Source organism: Streptomyces sp. bgisy100, assembly GCF_057709105.1.
Genome location: NZ_JBYITE010000011.1, coordinates 1 through 23772, shown reverse-complemented (window position 1 = coordinate 23772; position 23772 = coordinate 1). Strand labels below are relative to the sequence as shown.

Here is a 23772-nt window from a genome sequence, read left to right as displayed (position 1 = left end):
GAGGAGAGTGGTCACTCATTGGGGCGTGGGGGCGGGGTGGTTGTGCGCGGTGCTGTGCGGGCCTGTGTGGCCTGCGGTTTTGACATGCGGAACGGCCGCTCGGTGGGCCGTTGGTGGGAGGGGAACGGCGGTCCGGCGTGTGCGCTTGACGGTCCGTGGGGGTGGCATGGGGTGCGTGATGGTCCTGTGCGGACGGCGAGGTTCCGCATGCGGGCGTTCCGGAGGTGTTGGGTGATGGGTGCGGTTGTGCGTCGGTGTGTGGGGGTCGCGCTGTTGGGTGTTGTGGCGGTGGGCGGCTCGGCGGTGGGCGCCGCCGCCGAGGACGGAGGCCGTGGGGAGGGGCGCGGGACGCTGTCGGTCTCCCCGAGGTTCCCCGCACCCGGGGGCGAGGTGACGCTGGTGCAGCGGGGCGGCTGCCGGGAGCGGTCGGTGGTCGCGTCGTCCGAGGGGTTCGTGCGGTCGGTGACCCTGCGCGACAAGGGCGGCAGCAACTTCGTGGGGACCGCTCGCGTCTCGCCCCGGGCCCGGGTGGGGCAGACATACCACGTCCGCACGCGCTGTGAGCGCGGCGGGTCGTCGGCGGAGGCGAGTTTCACCGTGCGCCGCGGCGCGACGGGCGGCTCCGACGCCGGTGAGGGCGGCAGCATCGCGGGGGTGAACGGCCTGGGGATCGCCGGGGGTGCGGCGTTGCTGGTGGCCGGTGGCGCGGCCACGGTCCTCATCACGCGCAAGCGGAACCGGAACGGCGCCTGACCTCCCGTCGGGCATGACCACAACCGCGGGCCCCGTATCCCGGCATGGCCGCATGGCGGTCGGCCGGGATACGGGGCCCGCGGCGTGTCCAGCCGCCGACGGATCCCGAAACCGAGACAGCACTCCTGGTACGGAAGACAGAAAGGACACCCCCGTGAGCACGGAAGACCAGCACCGGGCCCCGCATCCCCCGCCGCCATCTCCCCTGGTCCGGCACCTGATATGCGGTTCCCTGCTCGGCGCGCTCTGCATCGTCCCGACGTCGGGCACGGCCTGGGCGGCGACGGAACACCCGGCATCGGCCCACCGGCCGGGGTCCGACCGCGTGGCGTACGCCGCCGGTACCGGCCGTGACGACGCCGAGCCGGGCGACGACGATCCCCAGGAGGAGCAGTCCGAGCAGTCCGAGCAGTCCGAGCAGTCCGAGCAGGTCGTCGAGGAGTTGGCGGATGCGTCGGAGGTGCCGGAGGAGGCGGCACAGGAGTCGCAGTGGCAGGTGGACACCGGGGAGGACGACCTGCGGGGCTGGGTCAGGCCGGTCGCCGTCGGCGCCGTGTCGGCCGAGTACGGCATCCCCGGTGAGTGGATCGCCGGCCATCACACGGGTGTCGACCTCGCCGTCCCGGTGGGCACCTCGGTGCACTCCGTCGGCTCCGGCGTCGTCACCCAGGCCGACTGGGCCGGCGACTACGGCCTGATGGCGATGGTGAAGCTGGACGACGGGCACTACGTGCTCTACGCCCACCTCTCCGAGATCGCGGTCCACGAGGGGCAGCGGGTGGAGGCCGGAACCCTGCTCGGGCAGTCCGGCAACACCGGCAACTCCACCGGCCCGCACCTGCACTTCGAGGTGCGGACCTCCACCGCCTACGGCTCCGACCTCGACCCCGCGGCCTATCTGGAGGCGAAGGGGATACTGCTCTGACCGCTGGATGCACGCGGATTCCGCCGAATCCCGCCGGCCTCCGCATGAGGTCCGCCGGCCTCCGTGCGAGGTCACGGCGGCCTCCCCGCGAGGTCACGGCGGTGCCGCCGCCCCCGGTCCCGGGGGTGGCGGCACCGCCGCGCTCAGGCGGACAGGTTCGCCGTGAGGGTGATGGTGGTCCCCGTGAGGGCCTGACTCACCGGGCAGTTCGCCTTGGCGTCCTCGGCCGCCGCCTGGAACGCGGCCTCGTCCGCCCCCGGCACCCGGCCGGTCGTCGTGAGGTGCACCCCGGTGATCCCGGTGCCCGGCTGGAAGGTGACCTCGGCCTGCGTGCGCAGTGTCGTCGGCGGCGTACCGGCCTTGGTGAGTCCGTTGGCCAGAGCCATGGAGAAGCAACTGGAGTGAGCGGCCGCGATCAGCTCCTCCGGACTGGTCCTCCCCTCCGGCTCCTCGGCGCGGGAGGCCCAGGTCACGGGGAAGTGCCCGACTCCCGAGGAGTCGAGGGTGACCTCGCCGGACCCCTTGATCAGTTCGCCTTCCCATTCGGTGTGGGCGGTGCGCGTCGTGGCCACGATGTAATCCTCCTGTGTGCGGATGACCCTCGGTGTGCGGATGACCGTCAGCCCGATCGTCCGCCCGGGACCGGCCCGGTGGGGCGCCGACGCGCCGTACGTACGGCCCCGGGCGGCCGGACCCGACCGCGGGGAGCGCGCGGACCGGCGTGCCGGTGTACACGATTCCGGTCGCCCCGGCACGGCGCCGGTGGCACGCGCGGCCCGTCCGGTGCACCCGACGGGCGGGGAGAGCCGGGAAGCGCCCGGCGCGTCGGGCGCCCGGCCGGGCTGACGAACGGCCGGAGCGGCCGTCAGCCTCCCGAGGCCGGCCGGTCCCGCCCTCCCACGACGAAGACCACGCTCGACCGGGGCGCGACACCGGTGGCCGACCGCCCGGGGTCCAGCACCGGGCCGGGCCGTCCGGCGCAGCCGGGCTCGGGGAAGAGTTCGGCCCGCAGCTCGCTGCCGTTGCGGAAGGCGGTCGCGGACCGGGTGCTGCCGAGCGCGTAGCAGATCCCTGCCCGGGGCGCGGCCAGGGACTCGGTGAGCGCCCCGGCGCCGTAGTCGAACGAGGCCGCGGGCGGCGCGGGGGCGGGCGCGGGACCGTGCACGGGTGTCCCGGCGTCGGCGGGGGCCGTGACCTGGGCGGCGCCGAGCGCCGCCCCGAGGACGCCGCCCGCGGCCGCGAGGGACATCAGTGCACGCATCGCGTTCATATGAGGATGTTTCAGTGCCCGCCACCGGGGGGCAACCGCAGTCCCGCCGTTGGCGGAGGGCCCGCTCCCACGCTGTCGGCCGGTTCTCCGTCGGCGGCCGGCCCGCGCCGGGACCCGCCCGCTGCGCCGGCCGGTGCCCGGGCGCGGCGGGTACGGTCACGCGCCTCCGGGACGCCGTGGCCGGTGGCAGGGGCCGGTTGCCGGACCGTCGTGCCCACGGCCGGCTCCACGAGCGCCGGGGGGAAAACCGGGCCGGTGGCACTGGCCGCCGCCCCTGAGCCACGCCCTCTCCGGGGGATCCGCCGGTACCCCCGCCGCGGTACATCCGTCACCGCTGGACGGCGGATATGACAACCCGTTCGTCGCACCCTTTCGAGGGAGTGCGGCGGGTGGTGCGACTGATCCCGCCGGTCCGGGGCCGAGTGTGGACACCGACCGGACACCAGGGCGAAAGGACTCTCCATGGCTCTGTCCCAGGCTCTCGGGGCCACCCAGCTGGCCGTCGACCTAGGAACGTCCTGCACCCGGGTGCACGGGCCGCGGGGCACCTCGTTCCGCGGCGCTTCGGTCCTCGCGGTCGACACCCGCACCGGGAAGATCGTGGCGGTCGGCGACGCCGCCAAGGGCATGGCGGGCCGCACACCGCCGGCCATCGAGACGGTCGCGCCCATCCGCCGGGGCGTCATCACCGACTTCGACGCGACCACCCGGCTGCTGTGGCACGCCATCGGGCAGCAACGCCGCGGCCGACTGCGCTCCTGGCTGCCGCCCCGGGTGGTGGCGGGCGTACCGGCCCAGGCCACCGAGGTGCAGAAACGCGCAGTGCAGGAGGCCTTCGAGATCGCCGGGGCCCGCTCGGTCCGGCTGATCCCCAAGTCCACCCTGGCGGCGATCGGAGCCGGTGTACCGGTCTGGGACGCGACCGGCACCATGATCGTCGACGTCGGTGCGGGGACGACCGAGGTGGCGGCCTTCGCCTTCGGCACCATGGTCGCGGCGGAGTCGATCCACACCGCCGGTGACTCCTTCGGGGCCGCCCTGATCGGCTATCTGCAGCGGGAGCACGCCCTGACGCTGAGCGCCGAGGCCGCCGAGGAGGTCAAGATCGGCCTCAGCCTGGCCGCCGCCGCCCGGCAGAACACCTCCCTGGAGGTGCGCGGCCGCGACCGGGTCACCGACCTGCCCAAGTCCGCGACGCTGTCCGTGGGCGAGCTGCTGCTGGTCTCCGTGCCGGAGATCAAGCGGATCGGCGAGGCCGTCGCCTCCGTCGTCGGGCACTGCCCCGCGAGCGTCGCCGACGACATCATCGAACGGGGGCTGGTGCTCACCGGGGGAGGAGCACTGCTGGGCGGCCTGCCCGAACAGCTGAGCCGGCTGGTGGGCATGTCGGTCCACCTGGTCGACACGCCGCAGGCCTCGGTGCTCCAAGGCGCCGTACGGTGCCTCGCCGACTCCATGCCCTCCGGCGAGCAGCAGCTGCTCGCGCCGATGTGATCCGGTCCATCGACACCCGGTCATTCCGTCCGCGTCCCCCTGCTTCTGACGGTGCGTCGGACCGTCGCCCCCGGATGGAGCAGGAACGCGCGGCACGCCAACCACAGCGTTTTTACGGTGCAGTCATGGGAACGAAGTCGGGACTGAAGACGCGGATCGCCGCGCTGGCGGTCGTCGCCGGGAGCCTGGCCCTCGCCTGCCCGGCGGCGCCGGCTCACGCGGACGACGAGGGCCGGCGCCACGGCAGACCCGCCGCGGTGGGCGGGCCACGGCTGAGCCGGCCCGGTGTGCAGGTACGGCCCACGGCCCGGGCGCCGCACCTCCCCCCGAACCTCTCGGGCCTGTCGTGGGTGGTGGCCGACGCGGGGACCGGCCAGGTGCTGGCCTCGAAGGACGCGCACCGGCGGCTGCCCCCGGCGAGCACGCTGAAGACCCTCTTCGCCGTCACCGTGCTGCCCCGGCTTCCCCAACAGGTGCTCCGCAAGGTGAGCGAGGCCGACCTCGCGGACGTCGGCGAGGGCAGCAGCCGCGTCGGCGTGCAGGCGGGCCACTCCTACACCGTCGCGGACCTCTGGCGGGGCGTGTTCCTCAGCTCCGGCAACGACGCCGTGCACGCCCTGGCCGCCATGAACGGATCGATGCGCACCACCATCGCGCAGATGAGGGCCAGGGCACGCTCGCTCGGGGCGTACGACACCCGGGTCGTCTCGGCGGACGGCTACGACGCCCCGGGCCAGGTCTCCTCGGCCTACGACCTGACACTGATCGCCCGCGCCGGCCTGGCCCGGCCCGACTTCGTCCACTACGCCTCGACCCGCTACGCCCGCTTCCCCACCGGCAGGAAGGCCGACGGCAGGGCGAACGGAACCTTCGCCATCCAGAACACCAACCGGCTGCTCGTCGGCGCCCCCGGCCTCGAGCGCTACCGCGGCCTGATCGGCGTCAAGAACGGCTACACCAGCCACGCCGGGAACACCCTCGTCGTCGCCGCGCGCCGCGGCGGGCGGACCCTGCTGGCGACGGTCATGAATCCGCAGTCGGGCAGCTACAACGCCGTCTACCACGAGGCGAAGTCCCTGCTCGACTGGGGATTCAAGGCCTCGGGCAAGGTCTCCGCCGTCGGCACGCTGCACCGCGACCGGGCCGCCGCGGCGGCCCGCGCCGTGCGCCGTCCGGTCCACGACGACCCCGCGACCGCGGTCAGCCAGGCGTCGGCGGCCACCGTGCCCCGCGACCGTCCCCCGACGGCCTGGTACGTCTCCGTGGCCGGCACCCTGGTCGTCGGCAGCACGGCCTGGACCCTGTACGCCCGCCGCCGCTCCCTCGGGAGCCGGGAGTACTGACGGGCGTGTGCCGTCCCCCGGCCGGGCGTGTGGCGTCCCCCGGCCGGGCGTGCGCCGTTCCCGGCCGGGCGTGCGCCGTTCCCGGCCGGGCGCTTGGCGCCCGGCGTGTAGCGGGCCGGTGCCCGGGAATCCGACGGCGATGAGCGGAACACAGCACGGCGACGCCGCCAACGGGCAGCGCGCCGAGGACAGCAGAACCAGAGCGACCGTCTTCGTGGCCCTTGCCGCCAACCTCGTCATCGCCGTCGCCAAGGCCGTCGGGGGCGTGTTCGCCCACTCGCCGGCGCTGCTGTCCGAGGCCGCGCACTCCGTCGCCGACAGCCTCAACGAGGTCTTCCTCCTGGCGTCGCTGAAGCGCAGCACGCGGCAACCGGACGAGCAACACCCGTTCGGCTACGGCAAGGAGCGCTACTTCTGGTCGCTGCTCGCGGCCGTGGGCATCTTCGTGATGGGCGGCTGCTTCTCGTTCTTCCAGGGCATCGAGGCCCTGCACGCCACCGAGCAGGAGACCGGCGCCGGTTACACCGCAGGGCTAGTCGTCCTCGGAGTGGCCCTGATCGCCGAGGGCTCCTCGCTGGCCAAGGCGCTGCTCCAGGTCCGCGGCCAGGCACGGCGGGCGGGCCGGGGCATGGCCCGGCAGCTCCGCGCGGGCATGGACCCCGCGCTGCGCACCGTGCTGGCGGAGGACAGCACGGCCTGCCTCGGCGTGGTGCTGGCCATCGTCGGCATGGCCCTGCACCTGGCGACCGGTGACCCGGTGTACGAGGCATGGGCCTCGCTGCTCATCGGCGGCCTCCTGGTGTTCGTGGCGTACCGGCTCGGCAAGGACGCCCGCAAGCAGTTGATCGGTGAGGCCGTCGCCCCCGCACTCCGCCGCGACCTGCGGGTGTTCCTGGAGGCACAGCCCGAGGTCGACACGGTGACCACGGTGCTGACGATGCGGCTCGGTCTGGAGGACACCCTGGTCGCGGCCCGGATCGACCTGGTCGGCGGGCTGGACAGCGAAGAGGTCGAGGAGGCCTCCGAGCGCATCAAGGCGGCGATGCGGGAGCAGCTTCCGGTGGGCGACCAGATCTTCCTCGACATCACCGACGCCTCGGCCGCCGACCGGGCCCGCCCCCGCCGGGAGCGCCGGGCGCTCGACCGGGCGGCCGCCGGGTCGTCGGAACCGGTGCCGTCGGGCCCGGTGCAGCCGGGCCCGGTGTCGTCCGGCAGCGCGCCGGAAGGGTAGCGGTCCCGTGCCGGTCGGGGGGGAGCAGCGGGGAGGGCCGGGCCTGCGGAGTCCGGGCGGCAGGGCCGTTCCGGGGGCACGCGGGGCCGTTCCGGGGGCACCGGGATCGCGGACCCGCCGCCCCGTCCGCTCCCCGGTCGGTGTTTCAGACGCCCGGCTGGTCGCGCGGGATCCGCTCCAGCAGGCCCCGCATGTCGTCCGCGTGCTCCTCCTCCTGGGCCAGCAGCTCCTCGAAGATCCGGCGGGTGGTCGGGTCGCCGGCGCCGATCCACTGGGCGATCTCGGTGTAGGCGGCGATGGCGACGCGCTCGGCCACCAGGTTCTCCTTGATCATCTCGATCAGATCGGCACTGTCGTCGTACTCGGCGTGCGCCCGCCGGGTGAGGGTGTCCGGGTTGAAGTCCGGCTCCCCGCCGAGCTGGACGATGCGCTGCGCGAGCTTGTCGGCGTGCTGTTCCTCCTCCTGGGCGTGCTGGAGGAACTCCGCCGCGACGGGCTCGGAGTACAGCCCGGTCGCCGTGTAGTAGTGCCGCTTGTAGCGCAGTGTGCAGACGATCTCGGTGGCCAGAGCCTCGTTGAGGACCAGGATGACCCGGTTCAGGTCGGCGCCGTACGCGTCCGTCACCGGTCCCTTGTCGATCTCCCTGCGCGCCCGGTCCCGGATGGTCCGGATGTCGGTCAGAAACTCTGCCATGTCGGTACAGCCGCCCTTCTCCGTACAGGGAGGAATCGCCACCGGGGGAATCGCCGTGCTTGCTGGCGGTACCCGGTGGGCCCGGCCCGCACGCGCCTGTCCCCGGGGTTCAGCCGGGCGGCCGTATCGGGTGCCGGGCCCGCATCGCCGGCGGCCCCATGCCCACCGCCGGCACGGCCCCCTCGCCCCCCTCTGACGGTGGGTCAGGAAAGTCGGCCGCAGGTCACAGCGGTCCGGCCGGGCGCGCGGCGCGGTCCGGCTCGTCCAGCGCGACCGGCGGGAGGTGCTCACCGATCAGGGTGCGGGTCCACCACGCCCGGGTCTCCCGGCGCTCCCGGCGGGTGGTGAACCGGTACTCGTAGAGCCGGGCGCGCACATGGGTGGGCGGGCCGTCCGGGAACGGGTTGCGGCGCAGCAGCCGCAGGGTGGCCGGGTCGTTCACCAGGAGACGTTCGACGAACGGCAGGAACCAGGAGCGGGAGTAGGCGGAGGACAGCGCCGCGAACCACATCAGCCAGTCCAGCCGCAGGTGGTAGGGCGCGAACTGGGGCGGCAGCCGGGCCGGGTCACCGGGCTTGCCCCGGAACTCGTACTCCCGCCACACGGTGTCCCGGGTGAGCTCGGGCTCGTCCGTGCCCTCGACGACCACTTCCCGCCGGGTCCGGCTGATGGTGCCGAACGCGCCGTAGGTGTTGACCAGGTGCAGGGGGTTGAACGAGCGGTTCATCTCCTGCCGGCGGGAGAGCAGATTCCGCGCGGGCCAGTAACTGAGCACCACGACCAGGACGGTGGCGGCGATCACCATGCCGTCGAACCACGCCGGCGCCGGGGGCAGTGCCGGAGGCCGGGGCAGCGACAGCGCGTCGGTGACCGCGCCGCCGATCGCGGGCAGCGCGAGCAGGATCGTCACCCAGTTCAGCCAGGCGAAGTTGCCGGACAGCACCAGCCAGAGCTGGGTGAGGACGATTCCGGCCGCCGCGATGCCCGCCACCGGCTGCGGGGTGAACAGGGCCACCGGGAGCACCAGCTGGGCCACATGGTTGGCCGCGACCTCGACGCGGTGCAGCGGTTTCGGCAGATGGTGGAAGTACCAGCTGAGCGGCCCCGGCATCGGTTGTGTCTCATGGTGGTAGTGGAGGCAGGTCAGGTCGCGCCAGCAGCGGTCGCCGCGCAGCTTGATGAGTCCGGCGCCGAACTCCACCCGGAAGAGCAGCCACCGCAGCAGCCACAGCACGAGTACCGGTGGCGCGGTGTCCGCGTTCCCCAGGAACACGGCGAGGAAGCCCGCCTCCAGCAGCAGGGATTCCCAGCCGAAGCCGTACCAGATCTGGCCCACGTTGACGATGGACAGATACAGCACCCACAGCACGGCCCACAGCACCATCGACGCCCAGAGCGGGACCGCGTCGGCGGCACCGGCCGCCACCGCCGCGGCGAGCGCCGCCCCCGTCCAGGAGACCGCGGCGAAGAGACGGTCGGAGTAGCGGAAGTGGAAGAGGCTGGGGGAGTGCCGGAACGGCACCCGCGCCACGAAGTGCGGCACCGGCAGCATCCCGCGCCCGCCGATCAGAGCGCGGAACTGGCGGGCCGCCGCCAGGAACGCCACCAGATAGAGGGCGGCGAGCCCGCGCTGGAAGACCAGCCGGCCGAGCCAGTATCCGGAATCCGTGGACCACTCCATGCCGCCTGCCCTTCGGGCTCTCGTTCCTTCCGGTCTCGGACCTGCCACGGCCCCGGTCTCGGACCTGCCACGGCCCCGGTTCTCGGACCTGCCACGGCCCCGGTCTCGGACCTGCCACGGCCCCGGTTCTCGGACCTGCCACGGCCCCGGTCCCGGACCTGCCACGGCCCCGGACTCGAACCTGCCACGGCGCCCCCGGGACGGACACCCGTCCGTGAGCCCGCGCGGCACCCGGCGCCCCCTACGAGGACCCCGGCTTCTCGTACTCCTTGAGGACGTCCTCGGTGGGCCCGTCCATGACCAGTTCCCCCTTCTCCAGCCACAGCACGCGGTCGCAGGTGTCCCGGATCGACTTGTTGTTGTGGCTGACCAGGAAGACAGTGCCGGCTTCCTTGCGCAGCTCCCGGATGCGGGCCTCGGAGCGCTTCTGGAACTTCCGGTCGCCGGTGGCCAGCGCCTCGTCGATCATCAGCACGTCGTGGTCCTTGGCCGCCGCGATCGAGAACCGCAGCCGCGCCGCCATGCCGGAGGAGTACGTGCGCATCGGCAGGGTGATGAAGTCGCCCTTCTCGTTGATCCCGGAGAAGTCGACGATGCCCTGGTACCGCTCGCGGATCTCCTCGACCGTCATGCCCATCGCCAGGCCGCCGAGGACGACGTTCCGCTCACCGGTCAGGTCGTTTATCAGCGCCGCGTTCACGCCCAGCAGCGAGGGCTGGCCGTCGGTGTAGACCCTGCCCCGCTCCGGCGGCAGCAGGCCCGCGACGGCCCGCAGCAGGGTCGACTTCCCGGAGCCGTTCGACCCGATCAGACCGATCGCCTCGCCCCGGTACGCGGTGAAGGTCACCCCGCGCACCGCGTGCACCTCACGCATCCCGGGGGTGCCCTTGAGGCCCAGGATCCGGCTCAGTGCGGCGGTCGCTCCGCCCCGGCCCCGGCCGCCGCCGTGCACCCGGTAGACGATGTGCAGGCCGTCCGCGATGACCGTGGGGACCCGCGCCTCGGGGGTGTCGCTCTGCTCAGCCACGGCCGTACCGCTCCTCCGCCTGCCAGAAGTACACGAAGCCGCCGGCTCCGACGAGCAGCGCCCAGCCCAGCGCGATGGCCCAGGCGTGCGGCGGCAGCGCTCGCGCGTCCCGGAAGCTGTCGATCAGCGCGTACCGCATCAGGTCGATGTGGACCGCTGCCGGATTCAGGTTCAGCAACCACTCTACGAAGCGGGGCAGGTGCCTGCCCGCCGTGAGGTGATCGGTGCTGTACATGACCCCCGAGGCATACATCCAGGTCCGCACGGCGAACGGCATCAGCTGGGCGATGTCCGGGACCTTGCTGCCCAGCCGGGCCGTCACCAGGGTGAGCCCGGCGTTGAACACGAACTGCAGGGCCAGCGCCGGCACCGCCAGCAGCCAGGCGGCCCGCGGCCGCTCACCCCAGGCCAGCACGATGGCGACCAGCACCGCCAGCGAGTACAGCAGTTGCTGCAACTGCAGAAGACAGACCGACAGGGGCAGCGAGGCCCGTGGGAAGTGCAGGGTCTGGACCAGTCGCTGCTGTCCCGAGATCGCCCGGGTGCCGGACAGCACCGAGTTCTGGGTGAACGCGAAGACGAAGACCCCGGTCACCAGGAACGGTACGAAGTCGGGCACACCGTCCCGGGTGCCGATCAGCCGCCCGAAGATCAGGTAGAAGACCGCGGCGTTCAGCAGCGGCGTCGCCAGCTGCCACCACTGCCCCAGCCGCGCCTGGCTGTACTGGGCGTGCAGCCTCGCCCGGGAGAGCGTGACCACGAAGTGCCGCCGGTCCCACAACTGGCGGACGTACTCCGGCAGACCCGGCCTGGCGCCGCTCACCGCCAGGCCGTGCCGCGCGGCGAGCGCGGCTGGGGATTCGTTCATCGGAGCTCCTGCGAAGGACGTCGCTCCTGCGAAGGACGTCATGGAGGTCATGGAGGCCATGCGCGACGGGACGGAACCGTTGCGTCGTGTCGCCAACGTAGGGGAGTGTGCGTCGCAACGCAACCGTTTCGTCGTGACGCCGGGTAGGGTGAGCCCATGCCACCAGCGGACAAGCCGATTCCCCGCCGCGTCCCCGCCGGAGCAGCCGTCCTGCAGGAAGACGTGACAGCGGCGATCCGTGCGGCGGTCTTCCAGGAGCTCGCTTCCGTGGGCTACGGGCGGATGTCCATCGAGGCCGTCGCCCGCCGCGCCGGAGTCGGCAAGACCGCGGTCTACCGCCGCTGGTCCTCCAAGCTGCAGATGGTGATCGGTGTGGTGTCCGACGTCGCGGTCCAGGACACCCCCGTCCCCGACACCGGCAGCCTCCCGGGCGACCTGCGGATCCTGCTCGGATCGACGGCGCAGGCCCTCCAGCATCCGCTCGCCTCGCAGATCGTGCCCGATCTGCTGGCCGAGGCCGCGCGCAACACCGAGATCGCGCAGACCCTCCAGTCCGCCCTCGGCAAGGCGCAGGAGAAGGCGGGCAAGGAGATCGTCCGCAACGCCGTCGCCCGCGGTGAACTGCCCGCCGGCACCGACGCCCGCCTGGCGCTGGACGTCGTCATCGGTCCGCTCTACTGGCGTCTCGCCGTGGTCCGCGGCCCGTTGCCGGACGGCTACCTCGACCACCTCGCCCGGACGTCGGCGGCCGCCCTGCAGGCCGGCAGTACTCCCTGACCACTACTCCCTGACCCCACCAGCACCGTAGGCCCCACCCGCTCCGGTGGCCGCGCCGCGCCCCGGCCGGGATTCCGGTTGTCGGGTCCCAGGGATGGCGCGCCTGGTCGAACATGGGTCCAATGGGGGTACCAGGTGTACGCCGACCGGGTGAACGCCGGGCGGCGGGCCTCGGAGGCGAGGAGGGTCCCGGCCATGAGTACTGCGCCCCGGTTCCTGCGGGCCCTTCCGCCCGACTACCGCAACCGTCTGATGGAGCTGGCCGCCGAGGTCTCGTTCCCCCAGGACGCCCGGATCTTCGACGAAGGGGCGCGGGCGGAGGGGTTCTGGGTGATCCGCTCCGGTGCGGTCACCCTCGACCTCACGCTGCTGAACGGGCGCCGCGCCACCGTCGCCACGCTGGGCCCCGGAGATCTGCTCGGCTGGTCCTGGCTCTTCCCGCCCTACGAGTGGGACTTCGGGGCCGAGGCGCTGAGCCCGGTCCGTGCCTACGCCTTCGACGGGATGGATGTGCGCCGCCTCTGTGACCGGGACACGGCTCTGGGCGTCGTGCTGATGCGCACCTTCGCGGAGATCCTGGCCCACCGGCTGCAAGGCGCGCGCGCCCGGCTGCTGGATCTGTCGCCCTACTCGGCGATCTAGCCCAGCCTCGGATACGCGGGCTCCCGAGGGGCTGACCGGGATGTGTCCAGCGGGCTGTGCGAGCCGGCGTCCCCGCGCTTCCGGTCTCCCTCTCCCGGGCCGGCGCCCGGTGCCCCGTGACGGCTCCCCGCCCACGGCGAAAACCCGTGGCCCGCGTGCACCTCCCCGGGCGAGGCTGGTGACCGCCGTCGCCGACGGCTGAGCCCGCCGGCCGCTCCGCCGGCCCTGAACACAGATCGAGGACCTCCCATGAGCCCCCCTGACACCGCCGGAACGCTGCCCGTGGGCGGCGAGGTGACGGTCCGGCTGGTGAAGCAGCCGCGTCCGGACGTCCGGTATCCCGCTGTCGTCCGCCACGACGACGGCACCCGGGTCACGGTCCGCGCCCCCTGGGCCGGCGCGGGGACGAAGGACTTCGGCTTCGTCCGGTTCGAGCACGGCGATGTGTTCACCGAGCACTACTGGCGCGACCGCTGGTACGCCGTCAAGGAGGTGCGCGGGCCCGGGGGCACCCTCAAGGGGTGGTACTGCGACGTGACCCGGCCGGCCGTCGTGGCACCGGACGCCCTCGTGGTGGAGGACCTGGACCTCGACCTCTGGGTGCCGGCGGACGGCGGAACGATCCTGCGGCTGGACGAGGACGAGTTCCTGGAGAGCGGTCTCCCGGAGCGCGATCCCGCCGCGGCGGCAAGGGCCCGTGCCGCGCTCGACGAACTCGAACGCCGCGCCCGCACGGAAGGGTTCGCTTCGCTGACGGCGGGGACGGACTGACTCCCGAGCCCTCCAGCGGACCCGCGGCGGCCGGCCGCGCAACCGGGCGAGCAGGAAAAACGCAGGTATGGAGTCACCAACTCCGGGTACACGGCCGAGCGTCCAGCGAAGCAACCAGACAGGGAGGGCACAGTGAACAGCACGGCATCCACCGGTCCGGCCGGCCTCGAGCTGAGCGAAGCCTCGCAGTCAGCCGAGGCGCCGCTCGCGGGCCTGCCGTGGATCGAGGACGCGACGTCGGTGGCGCCTCAGGACGCCCGGGCACTCTCGAAGGTCTTCTTCGGCCGGCTCACCGAGCTGGAGGAAGGCACCCACGAGTACCAGTACGCACGCAACACCCTCATCGAGCTCAACCTCTCCCTGGTCAGGTATGCGGCGGCGCGGTTCCGCAACCGGTCCGAGGACATGGAGGACATCGTCCAGGTCGGCACCATCGGTCTGATCAAGGCGATCGACCGGTTCGACCTGTCACGCGAGGTGGAGTTCACCACCTTCGCGGTGCCCTACATCATCGGTGAGATCAAGCGGTTCTTCCGTGACACCAGCTGGTCCGTGCACGTCCCGCGCCGGCTCCAGGAGCTCCGGCTGGACATCGCCAAGGCGACCGACGAGATGTCCCGCACGCTGGGCCGGGCGCCCACCACGGCCGAGCTGGCGGACCGCCTGGAACTGAGCACCGAGGAAGTCGTCGAAGGACTCGTGGCCAGCAACGGCTACGCGGCCGCCTCGCTCGACGTCCCGGTGGACGAGAACTCCGAGGGCGGGGGCGGCACCTACGCCGACCGCCTGGGCGATGTGGATCCCGCGCTGGAAGGCGTGGAGAACCTGCAGGCCCTCAAGCCGTTGGTCGAGGATCTGCCGCCGCGCGACCGGAGGATCCTGCAACTGCGGTTCGGGGCGGAGCTGACCCAGGCGGAGATCGGTGCCGAGCTCGGTGTCTCCCAGATGCATGTTTCCCGGCTGCTGTCGAAGGTGCTGGCCCGGCTGCGCGCGGGGCTGCTCGCCCAGCAGTGAGGCGCATGAGCCGGGGCGCCGTCCGCCTGGCCTTCTGTGGGTCCTGCCGGGTCGGTGCGGACGTGCCGCGTCGGCCCGGGGCTGGTTTCCCGGGCGGGTGCGACGCCGGTCCACGGCTGACAGGTTCCTGCGGCACGGCGGAACCGGTGGCGGACCGCCCGCCACCGGTTCCGCCCGGCTCACTGCCCGGGCGCCGCTTCGGCGCGCATCCAGACGGCGCAGACGGTCTTGCCCTCGTCCCGCCGCCGGACCTCGACCCGCGTGGCGAGTTGCTGGACCATGTGCCATCCCATGCCGCCGCCACCGTCCAGATTGGGGGTGCGCGGGGCGGGGAGCACCTCACTGGTGTCGTCGATCTCCACCACGAGCCGGCTCTGGAAGGCCTGCACCCGCAGACGCCACCACCCGGCCGTGTGCTTCACCGCATTGCTCACCAGCTCCGACACCACCAGCATCACGGCGTCGGCATCCACCCATGGACAGACCTTCGTCAGGAAGTCGGCCGTGGCGTGCCGCGCCCGTGCGGCGCTTGCCTCATCGGACTCCATCACTACCATCCGCTGTCGCCTCCTCCGTTGCTCGTCGTCTGCCCCGGGAGCGGAGATCCATGGATCTCCGCTCCCACGTTTCGGCGCACCGGTCGCCTCGGCACACCGGCCACCTCCGGATACACCCCTGTCGGGGCCCCTGCACCCGCGCCGCCCGGCACCTCGGGGAGGGCACCGGCAGGCCCGGCGGACACGCGCTGCGGATCCGCGGCGTACGGGGCGGGGGCGCGGCTCATCCGGCGGTCTCCGCCGGCTCCGTACGGCCCCGTCGTGACAGTGCGGACGGCCACCAGTTCCAGCGGCCCAGCAGAATCACGGTGGCCGGCACCAGCAGCACCCGGACCAGGAACGTGTCCAGCAGAATGCCCATGGCGATCGAACCGCCCAGCTGCTTGATCTCCTCCGTGGCCCCGGTCAGCGCCGACACCCCGAAGGTCGCGGCGAGGATGAGCCCGGCGGAGGTCACCGTCGTTCCGGTGGCGTGCATGGCCAGGGCGACGGCGCGGCGCAGCGGCATCCGGTGGGCCTCCTCCCGGATCCGGCTCATCACCAGGATGTTGTAGTCCTCGCCCAGTGCCATCAGGAACACGAACATCAGGAACGGCAGCACGAAGTCGATGCCGGAGGCACCGGGAATCACGATGTACACGATGACGGCGAGCCCCAGCGCCGCGAAGTAGGACAGTGCGACGCTCACCACCAGGTAGAGCGGCGCGATCAGGCTGCGCATCACCAGCGCCAGCAGGACGGCGATGAGCACCAGCACGATCGGCACGATCTCCTCGAGGTCGTCGTCCGAGACCGTGCTGACGTCGTACGAAGCGGGGGCGAGGCCGTTCACCCCCGACTCGGAGGCCCCGGTCGCCTTCTGCACCCCGGTCACCGCGTCCCGGACGCCCGGAACCGCGTCGATGGCCGCGGTCGATTCGGGCGAGCCCGCGGTGAGTGTGGTGTAGAACTGCACGGTCCGGCCGTCCCCGCTGACGAACTGGGAGAGGGCGCGGTACGCCGCGTACTGGTCCGGCGAGACCGGGGTCCCCGCGGGCGGGGTCGCGGGCAGCTTTCCGGGGGGACCGAGCTCGCTGTACAGGGTGGACAGCTGCTGGACGGAGAGAGCCTTGCCGTTCGGGTTGAACAGCCCGTTGACCGAGGCGAACTCCGACTTCTCCGACGCCAGCCGGTTCTCGGCGTCCTGCACGGTGGCCAGATCGGTCCAGATCGAGTCCGGGTACTCGAGGAGCACGGAGGTGGGGGAGACGACGGCGGGCGGATAGTGCTCGGAGAGCTGCTGCTGCCCAGCGGCGGAGTCGCTGCCGCTGGGGCCGTTGGTGGTGCCGCCGAACCCGTCGGACTGATAGCTGAACACCCCCGTGGCCAGGGCGAGGAACACCAGGACCCCGACCACCAGGGTGGTCTTCGGACGGGTCAGCACATGGTCGACGACCCGCATCCAGCCGGTGTCCGGGTCGTGTTCGTGCTCGCGCAGCTTCCGCGGCCAGAAGAGGACCCGGCCGGAGATGGCCAGCAGGGCGGGCAGCAGCGTCAGCGCGGCCAGCAGCATGAGCGCCACACCGATGGCCAGCGCCGGTCCCAGGCCCGCGTACAGGCCGAACGAGGCCAGCATCAGACAGAGCAGGGCCCCGATGACCGTCCCCGCGGAGAAGGTGATCGACTCGCCGACCCGCTCCACGGCCCGGACGACCGCGTCCCGCGGGGCGGCCCCCTTCTCCATCTCCTCGCGCATCCGCAGGACCAGGAAGAGCCCGTAGTCCGTACCGGCACCCAGCAGCAGCACCGTCAGCATGGGGTGGGTGACGGAGGAGATGTCGATACCGGCCTCGGACGCCTCCGCGATCACCGGGCTCGCCATGGTGAGCACGAGCGCCGCGGGCGCCAGCGTGACCAGCGGCGCCAGGGCGGACCGCAGGATGATGTACAGCATCACCAGGATCACGACGTTCGACAGGATCTCCGTCAGCCGCTGCGCGTCGGCCTGCTCCCGCTGGTTGTCGACGGTGGCCGCGAGCTGCCCGGTCAGATGCTCGGTCACGCCCGGGCCCGGGTCGGACGAGTGGATCTCCCCCCGGATGTCGTCCACGATCCCGCCCGCCTCCGGGCTGCCGGCGGCGACATCCACCACCACAAGGGCCCGCTGTGCCCTGCCGTCCGTCGACAGGCCCTGGTCGCTCACCGAGGTGACGTGCGGCAGGCCCGCCACCTTGGCCTGGAGCTCCCGGAACGCCGACTGGTCGGACGCGTCGAGCGTGCCCTGGGAGGTGGCCCCGACGAGTGTGGCGCTGGACTGGCCGGGCGGTACGAAGGGGGCCGCGAGCCGCAGCGCCTGCGAGGTGCCGGTGTCGGAGGGGAGGAAGGAACTGTTGTCCGGGTTGGCGACCGACGTCAACGACGGAAACATGGCGATGCACACCGCCGCCGCGGCGATCCAGAGGGCCACCACGGCGTAGCGGAAGCGGACGGCGAAGGTGCCGATCCCGTGCATGAGAGCGAGCAAGGCTGCCTCCTGCTGCGGTCGGCGCAGACCGTCCCGGGGTGAAGTTCATCCAGGTTTGCACCACCTGACGGGCCCGGCAACGGGAGACACGGCCGCGGACCCGTCAACTCCCCGCTCACGTCGGCCGGTCCGGCCCGGGCCGGGTCACCCGGGTGCCGTAGTCCCGTCGGCCGGGCCCGGGAGGCCGGCCGCAGCGCCGAGCCCTCGCCGGCCCGCGCCCCTCACCCGGACGGCGTAAGCGCCGCGTTCCCCCTCTCCGGGCGGGCGGACCCGGACGACCACAGCCAGGAGCGGCGGCAGGCACCTCTCGACCCAGGCGGGGCCGCGGACCGGTGGGTTCACCCGGAGGGCGGGGTCCGGTGCCGGGTCCAGTCGAGCAACCGGGCCGCCGTCCAGGTGTTGATGACCCGCTCGGCCGGCACCCCGCACTCCTCCGCCCGGGCGCACCCGTTGATCTGCCAGTCGAGCTGGCCCGGCGCGTGGGCGTCGGTGTCGATCGCGAAGAACACGCCCGCTTCCACGGCCCGGCGCAGCAGCCGGCGCGGCGGATCCAGCCGCTCCGGCCGACAGTTGATCTCCACGGCCGTACCCGCCTCGGCGCAGGCCGCGAACACCTCGTCGGCGTCGAACGTGGACTCCGGCCGGCCACGGCCCGTCAGCAGCCGCCCCGTGCAGTGTCCCAGCACGTCGACCAGCGGGCTCCGGACGGCCCGCACCATGCGCCGCGTCATCTCCGCCCGTCCCATCCGCAGCTTCGAGTGGACCGACGCCACGACCACGTCCAGCCGGTCCAGCAACTCCTCGTCCTGGTCCAGTGAACCGTCGAGGAGGATGTCGCACTCGATGCCGGTCAGCAGCCGGAAGGGCGCCAGTGCCGCGTCGACCTCGGCGACCACGTCCAGTTGCTCGCGCAGCCGGTCCGCCGACAGCCCGCCTGCCACCGTCAGCCGCGGCGAGTGGTCCGTCAAGGCGGCCCACTCGTGCCCCAGCGCCGCCGCCGTCCGCGCCATCACCTCGATCGGGCTGCCGCCGTCCGACCAGTCGGAGTGGGTGTGGCAGTCCCCGCGCAGCGCCGCCAGCAGGTCCTCACCGCCCGACGTTCGCCCCGCTCCGGCCTCGGAGCGCAGCCGCTCCAGGTACGCGGGCTCCGTGCCCCGCAGCGCTTCCCGTACGACCTGCGCGGTCTTCGGGCCGAGCCCCTTCAGTGACTCCAGGGTGCCCGCGGCCGCCCGCCGTTCGACCTCCTCCGGGGGCAGCTCGGACAGCACCGCCGCCGCGGTACGGAAGGCCCGCACCCGGTAGGTGGGCGCCTGCTCGCGCTCCAGCAGGAACGCGATGGTCTCCAAGGCCGTCACCGGGTCCACGGTCCGCCCCTCTCCACCCGTCGCCCTCACCGCACCGCCACGGTGCTCGGGGCCGCGCCGCCACGGGGCTCCGGGCCGTGCCGGTGCCTCAGTGCTTGGCGCGGCTGGGCTGCACCCGCTTCGGTTCGCCGGCCGCCTTCGGATGCTCCGGCGGATACGGCAGGTCACCGAGGCCGTGGTCCCGCTCGTCCCGGGCGGCCAGCTCCAGCAGCGATTCGAGCCGGAACGCGTGCCGCTCCATGTCCGCGTGCACATCGCCCAGATCGGCGTAGCGCACCGGCATGGTGGCCAGGTCGAAGTCCCGCGGCCGGGCGTCGGGCACCTCGTCCCATTGCAAGGGAGCCGACACCGGCGCATGCGGATGCGGGCGCACGGAGTAGGCACCGGCGATCGTCCGGTCCCGCGCCGTCTGGTTGTAGTCCACGAACACCTTTTCGCCGCGCTCCTCCTTCCACCACTTGGTGGTGATGCGCTCCGGCGCACGGCGCTCCAGCTCCCGCGCGACCGCGATGGCCGCCCGCCGGACCTGGGTGAAGGTCCACTCCGGCTCGATCGGCACGAACACATGCAGACCCCGGCCGCCCGAGGTCTTCGGCCAGCCGCGCAGCCCCAGCTCCTGCAGCACCTCCCGCAGTTCCAGGGCGGCCCGCATCGCGTCCTCGTAATCCGTCCCCGGCTGCGGATCGAGGTCGATCCGCAGCTCGTCGGGGTGCTCGGTGTCCGCCCGGCGGACCGGCCACGGATGGAAGGTCAGACAGCCGAGGTTCGCCGCCCACACCACGGCGGCGGGCTCGGTGGGGCAGATCTCGTCCGCGTGGCGACCGCTGGGGAACGAGATCCGGCCGGTCGGGATCCACTCCGGGAGATTCTTGGGGGCCCGCTTCTGGAAGAACGATTCCCCCGCTACCCCGTCCGGGTAGCGCTCCAGTGTCGTCGGCCGGTCCCGCAGCGCGCGCAGCACCCCGTCGCCGACCGCCATGTAGTAGCGGGCGAGGTCGAGCTTGGTGAAACCCCGCTCGGGGAAGTACACCTTGCCGGGGTTGGACAGCCGTACCGGCCGTCCGGCCACGTTGAGCTCCACCGACTCTCCCATAGGGGCCACGCTAGGCCGCGGCCCGCCGGGGCGCCTCCCGGCGGGCGGGCCGCCCCGGCCGGGCCCACAATCGGGATCATGGATCTCCCGGTGATGCCGCCCGTGAAGCCGATGCTCGCCAAGTCGGTGGCGAGGATCCCGCCGGGCATGCACTACGAGGCGAAGTGGGACGGCTTCCGGGCCATCGTCTTCCGGGACGGCGACGAGGTCGAGATCGGCAGCCGCTCGGGCAAGCCGCTCACCCGCTACTTCCCGGAGCTGGTCACCGCGCTCCGCGACCAGCTGCCGCCGCGCTGCGTCACCGACGGTGAGATCGTGATCGCCCGCGGCGGCCGTCTCGACTTCGACGCCCTCCTGGAGCGCATCCACCCCGCCGACTCCCGGGTACGGCTCCTCGCCGAGACCACCCCCGCCGGGTTCGTCGCCTTCGACCTGCTCGCCCTGGGGGACGCCTCCCTCATGGACACCCCGCTGCGGGAGCGCAGGGAGGCACTGACCGACGCGCTCCGCCTCGCGGCGGATCCGGTCTTCACCGCTCCCGCCACCTACGACGTCGACCTCGCCGGGCGGTGGTTCCAGCAGTACGAAGGGGCGGGCCTGGACGGCGTCATCGCCAAGGACCCCGCGCTCGGCTACCGTCCCGGGGAGCGGGTCATGGCCAAGGTGAAGCACGAGCGGACGGCCGACTGCGTGGTGGCGGGCTACCGGCTGCACAAGTCCGGCCCCGTCGTCGGCTCGCTCCTCCTCGGCCTCCACGACGACCGGGGGCGGCTCCAGCACGTGGGCGTCTGCGCCTCGTTCCCCATGCGGCGCCGGGAAGAGCTGATGACCGAGCTGGAGCCGCTGCGCATGCCCTCGCTCGAAGGGCACCCATGGGCGGACTGGGTCAGCGAGGAGGCCCACGCGGACAGCCGGATGCCCGGCGCGCCCAGCCGCTGGACGGGGACGAAGGACCTCTCCTGGGTCCCGCTGCGCCCCGAACGCGTGGTCGAGGTGGCCTACGACCACATGCAGGGGGACCGCTTCCGGCACACGGCCCAGTTCCGTCGCTGGCGGCCGGACCGCGAACCGCGGGAGTGCACCTACGCCCAGCTCGAGGAGCCGGTCCGCTACGACCTCGCCGAGGTCCTGGGCGGCTGAGCCGGCTCACCTCCGCCCTCCCCACGCACCGGGAGCACCTGCCCGGCGGGGACCGCGCCGGGCCGGTGCCCGTACCCCGTCCGACCCGTGTGGACCCGGGGCGCGGTCTGCGCGATGCTGGATGCGGGGGACCCGACAGGCGTCGTGACCGTGCGGTCCGACACGACTGGCCGCGCCGCTCACACATCAGCGAGGCCGGAACGATGAGCGAGAACATGATGGGCGACGAGGTCTATCAACCGGACGGATCCGAGGTCCAGGACGACGCGGGTCTGCTGGAGCCGGAGGACACGCTCGAGGACCGCGGGGTGCGCGAGGTTCTGGACGAGGGGTACTCGCCCCCGGAGAGCCCGTGGGCGGTGGAGAGCCGGGGCACGACGGCGGGGGAGCAGCACCGGGGTGAGCCGCTGGAGGAACGGCTGGCCCACGAAGTGCCGGACGTGACGGAGCCCGATGGCGACGGTATCGGGGACCTGCCGGGCGGCGACGGCGAGTTGTGGGACGAGGAGGTCGGCGACCGGCGCGCCGGCCGGCTGGTCGCGCCGGACGAGGGTGCCCACTCCGACGAGGAAAAGGACATGGTCGCCAGCGACATCGGCATCGACGGCGCGGCGGCATCGGCCGAGGAGGCCGCGGTGCACATCGTCCCCGAGGGCGAACCGTCCGAACGCGCCTGACCGCGGCCCCCGTCGGGTGCGGCCGGCGGCGCCGCCGGCCGGCGACCTGCACTGTCGATCGGCGACCTGCACTGCCGACCGGTCACCCGAACCGCCGCGACCGCCCCGAGCGAGGTCAGCGGAGCCCGTGGCGCCGGACCGTGCAGAGGTGGGGCCGAGCCGGGCACCGGGTGGGTACCCGCACCGGCCGTATACCCGGCGCGTACGCTGCCGCTACGGCGCTCGGGCAGCGCCGCACACCCAGCGAGCCGCCCCGCGCGGCCGGTCTCCGAACGGATTGAGCGCCGGACCCCGCGCCTGCGTATCCACAGTCCGAACGGCGGCTGCGCCTTTCGGCCAGAATGTGGGCGAGGCGCGGCAGCAATCGGGCTTCGGAGCACGTCCCCGAGCGGAGGCCACGGCGGACGACCGTGGACGCTCCGCCACCACTTCTGGAGTTGAGCATGGACACGTTGGCACAGATCGGCGTCACCGGACTCGCGGTGATGGGCCGTAACCTGGCCCGGAACTTCGCGCGGCACGGCCACACCGTCGCCGTCCACAACCGCACCCCGGCCCGGACCCGGTCCCTCGTCGAGGAGTTCGGCCACGAGGGGACCTTCCTGCCGTCCGAGACCGCCGAGAGCTTCGTCGCCTCGTTGGAACGGCCCCGCCGGCTGGTCATCATGGTCAAGGCGGGCGGTCCGACGGATGCCGTGATCGACGAGTTCGCGCCCCTGCTCGAAGCCGGCGACATGATCATTGACGGCGGCAACGCACACTTCGAGGATACCCGCCGCCGCGAAGCCGCCCTGCGCGACCGGGGTATCCACTTCGTCGGCACCGGAATCTCCGGTGGCGAGGAGGGCGCCCTCAACGGCCCCAGCATCATGCCCGGCGGCTCCACCGAGTCCTACGCCGCGCTCGGCCCGCTGCTGGAGGACATCGCCGCGAAGGCCGACGACGGCTCCCCCTGCTGCACCCACATCGGTCCGGACGGAGCCGGGCATTTCGTGAAGATGGTGCACAACGGCATCGAGTACGCCGATATGCAGCTCATCGCCGAGGCCTACGACCTGCTGCGCCGCGTGGCCGGATATGAACCGGAGCGGATCGCCGAGACCTTCCGCACCTGGAACACCGGCCGGCTCGACTCCTACCTCATCGAGATCACCGCCGAGGTCCTCGCCCACACCGATTCCGCCACCGGCAAGCCGTTCGTGGATGTGGTCGCCGACCGCGCCGAGCAGAAGGGCACCGGCCGCTGGACCGTCCAGACCGCCCTCGACCTCGGCGTTCCGGTCTCCGGCATCGCCGAGGCGGTCTTCGCCCGCTCGGTGTCCGGCCACGCCGACCTGCGCCGGGCCGCCCGTACGCTGCGCGGCCCGGCGGGGCAGCCGATGGGCGCGGACGACGCCGAGCGCTTCGCCGCCCAGGTCGAACAGGCGCTGTACGCCTCGAAGGTCGTGTCCTACGCCCAGGGCTGGAACATGATCAGCGCGGCGGGCCGGGAGTACGGCTGGAGCATCGACCAGGGCGCCGTGGCCGCGATCTGGCGCGGTGGCTGCATCATCCGGGCGGCGTTCCTCGACCGGATCCGGGCCGCCTTCGCCGCGGACCCCCAGCTGCCGACGCTGCTGGCCGACAAGGAGTTCGCCGAGGAGATCGGCAACGCCCAGGACGCTTGGCGCGCCGTGGTGGCCACCGCCGTGGGCCATGGGGTGCCCACCCCCGGCTTCTCCGCGGCCCTCGCCTACTACGACGCCCTGCGCGCGGACCGGCTGCCCGCCGCACTGACCCAGGGTCAGCGCGACTACTTCGGGGCCCACACCTACCGGCGGACGGACCGGGAGGGCAGCTTCCACACCCTCTGGGGCGGCGACCGCAGCGAGGAGCAGACGGACTGACGGGGCGGGGGGGGGGGGGGGGGGGGGGGGGGGGGGGGGGGGGGGGGGGGGGGGGGGGGGGG

Annotated in this window: 22 protein-coding genes; 12 read left to right on the top strand and 10 right to left on the bottom strand. The window is 72.9% G+C overall.

Annotated elements, in window-relative coordinates; genetic code table 11:
- The first annotated feature begins 234 nt into the window (after positions 1-234).
- Both AC3EQ1_RS10115 and AC3EQ1_RS10110 read left to right on the top strand, forming a co-directional pair.
- Positions 235-753: a hypothetical protein gene (locus AC3EQ1_RS10115; protein WP_432093979.1), complete on the top strand. Its 519-nt coding sequence runs from the start codon at positions 235-237 to the stop codon at positions 751-753.
- Between the two features lie 154 nt (positions 754-907).
- Positions 908-1678, top strand: coding sequence for a M23 family metallopeptidase (locus AC3EQ1_RS10110; RefSeq protein WP_432093978.1), 771 nt, complete (start codon positions 908-910; stop codon positions 1676-1678).
- A gap of 143 nt (positions 1679-1821) precedes the next feature.
- Here the strand turns inward: AC3EQ1_RS10110 and AC3EQ1_RS10105 are convergent, their stop codons facing one another.
- Both AC3EQ1_RS10105 and AC3EQ1_RS10100 read right to left on the bottom strand, forming a co-directional pair.
- Positions 1822-2250: an OsmC family peroxiredoxin gene (locus AC3EQ1_RS10105; RefSeq protein WP_432093977.1), complete on the bottom strand. Its 429-nt coding sequence runs from the start codon at positions 2248-2250 to the stop codon at positions 1822-1824.
- Positions 2251-2543: 293 nt separating this feature from the next.
- Complete coding sequence (locus AC3EQ1_RS10100; protein WP_432093976.1) at positions 2544-2948, bottom strand: hypothetical protein; 405 nt, start codon at positions 2946-2948, stop codon at positions 2544-2546.
- 462 nt (positions 2949-3410) lie between these two features.
- Here AC3EQ1_RS10100 and mreB point away from each other — a divergent pair, with 462 nt between their 5' ends.
- From mreB to AC3EQ1_RS10085, 3 genes are all read left to right on the top strand, one after another.
- Positions 3411-4442, top strand: coding sequence for a rod shape-determining protein (gene mreB / locus AC3EQ1_RS10095; protein ID WP_351504003.1), 1032 nt, complete (start codon positions 3411-3413; stop codon positions 4440-4442).
- Between the two features lie 125 nt (positions 4443-4567).
- On the top strand, positions 4568-5785 hold the full coding sequence (locus tag AC3EQ1_RS10090; RefSeq protein WP_432093975.1) for a D-alanyl-D-alanine carboxypeptidase family protein: 1218 nt from the start codon (positions 4568-4570) through the stop codon (positions 5783-5785).
- 139 nt (positions 5786-5924) lie between these two features.
- Positions 5925-7016 (top strand): cation diffusion facilitator family transporter, encoded by a 1092-nt coding sequence (locus AC3EQ1_RS10085; RefSeq protein WP_432093974.1) that lies wholly within the window; start codon positions 5925-5927, stop codon positions 7014-7016.
- 145 nt (positions 7017-7161) lie between these two features.
- On the opposite strand, the gene AC3EQ1_RS10080 is transcribed toward AC3EQ1_RS10085, so the two are convergent.
- The 4 genes from AC3EQ1_RS10080 to AC3EQ1_RS10065 form a co-directional block, all read right to left on the bottom strand.
- Complete coding sequence (locus AC3EQ1_RS10080) at positions 7162-7710, bottom strand: ferritin-like domain-containing protein (RefSeq protein WP_432093973.1); 549 nt, start codon at positions 7708-7710, stop codon at positions 7162-7164.
- Positions 7711-7933: 223 nt separating this feature from the next.
- Positions 7934-9391 carry a lipase maturation factor family protein gene (locus tag AC3EQ1_RS10075; protein WP_432093972.1) on the bottom strand — a complete coding sequence of 486 codons (1458 nt, stop codon included), beginning with the start codon at positions 9389-9391 and terminating at the stop codon, positions 7934-7936.
- Positions 9392-9632: 241 nt separating this feature from the next.
- Positions 9633-10418, bottom strand: coding sequence for an ABC transporter ATP-binding protein (locus AC3EQ1_RS10070; protein WP_432093971.1), 786 nt, complete (start codon positions 10416-10418; stop codon positions 9633-9635).
- Positions 10411-11286: an ABC transporter permease gene (locus AC3EQ1_RS10065; RefSeq protein WP_432093970.1), complete on the bottom strand. Its 876-nt coding sequence runs from the start codon at positions 11284-11286 to the stop codon at positions 10411-10413. Before AC3EQ1_RS10065 ends, AC3EQ1_RS10070 begins: the two co-directional genes overlap by 8 nt.
- A 156-nt stretch (positions 11287-11442) precedes the next feature.
- On the opposite strand from AC3EQ1_RS10065, the gene AC3EQ1_RS10060 reads away from it, so the two are divergent.
- The 4 genes from AC3EQ1_RS10060 (at position 11443) to AC3EQ1_RS10045 (ending at position 14490) form a co-directional block, all read left to right on the top strand.
- Positions 11443-12063 carry a TetR/AcrR family transcriptional regulator gene (locus AC3EQ1_RS10060; RefSeq protein ID WP_432093969.1) on the top strand — a complete coding sequence of 207 codons (621 nt, stop codon included), beginning with the start codon at positions 11443-11445 and terminating at the stop codon, positions 12061-12063.
- A gap of 195 nt (positions 12064-12258) precedes the next feature.
- The gene (locus AC3EQ1_RS10055) at positions 12259-12705 is read left to right on the top strand and encodes a Crp/Fnr family transcriptional regulator (RefSeq protein ID WP_432093968.1); all 447 of its coding nucleotides are present in this window, start codon (positions 12259-12261) and stop codon (positions 12703-12705) included.
- 249 nt (positions 12706-12954) lie between these two features.
- On the top strand, positions 12955-13476 hold the full coding sequence (locus tag AC3EQ1_RS10050; RefSeq protein WP_432093967.1) for a ribonuclease FAU-1 family protein: 522 nt from the start codon (positions 12955-12957) through the stop codon (positions 13474-13476).
- Between the two features lie 132 nt (positions 13477-13608).
- Positions 13609-14490 (top strand): RNA polymerase sigma factor SigF, encoded by an 882-nt coding sequence (locus tag AC3EQ1_RS10045; protein ID WP_432093966.1) that lies wholly within the window; start codon positions 13609-13611, stop codon positions 14488-14490.
- 179 nt (positions 14491-14669) lie between these two features.
- On the opposite strand, the gene AC3EQ1_RS10040 is transcribed toward AC3EQ1_RS10045, so the two are convergent.
- From AC3EQ1_RS10040 to ligD, 4 genes are all read right to left on the bottom strand, one after another.
- The gene (locus AC3EQ1_RS10040) at positions 14670-15047 is read right to left on the bottom strand and encodes an ATP-binding protein (RefSeq protein ID WP_488187152.1); all 378 of its coding nucleotides are present in this window, start codon (positions 15045-15047) and stop codon (positions 14670-14672) included.
- Between the two features lie 223 nt (positions 15048-15270).
- Positions 15271-17550, bottom strand: a complete 2280-nt coding sequence (locus tag AC3EQ1_RS10035) for an MMPL family transporter (protein WP_432093964.1) — start codon at positions 17548-17550, stop codon at positions 15271-15273.
- Positions 17551-17888: 338 nt separating this feature from the next.
- Entirely contained in the window at positions 17889-18914 is a 1026-nt protein-coding gene (locus AC3EQ1_RS10030; protein WP_432093963.1) for a PHP domain-containing protein, read from the bottom strand.
- Between the two features lie 88 nt (positions 18915-19002).
- On the bottom strand, positions 19003-20007 hold the full coding sequence (gene ligD / locus AC3EQ1_RS10025; protein ID WP_432093962.1) for a non-homologous end-joining DNA ligase: 1005 nt from the start codon (positions 20005-20007) through the stop codon (positions 19003-19005).
- Between the two features lie 78 nt (positions 20008-20085).
- Here ligD and AC3EQ1_RS10020 point away from each other — a divergent pair, with 78 nt between their 5' ends.
- The 3 genes from AC3EQ1_RS10020 (at position 20086) to gndA (ending at position 23710) form a co-directional block, all read left to right on the top strand.
- Positions 20086-21147: an ATP-dependent DNA ligase gene (locus tag AC3EQ1_RS10020; RefSeq protein ID WP_432093961.1), complete on the top strand. Its 1062-nt coding sequence runs from the start codon at positions 20086-20088 to the stop codon at positions 21145-21147.
- 203 nt (positions 21148-21350) lie between these two features.
- Entirely contained in the window at positions 21351-21824 is a 474-nt protein-coding gene (locus tag AC3EQ1_RS10015; RefSeq protein WP_432093960.1) for a DUF5709 domain-containing protein, read from the top strand.
- 443 nt (positions 21825-22267) lie between these two features.
- The gene (gene gndA, locus AC3EQ1_RS10010; protein WP_432093959.1) at positions 22268-23710 is read left to right on the top strand and encodes an NADP-dependent phosphogluconate dehydrogenase; all 1443 of its coding nucleotides are present in this window, start codon (positions 22268-22270) and stop codon (positions 23708-23710) included.
- Positions 23711-23772 lie beyond the last annotated feature (62 nt).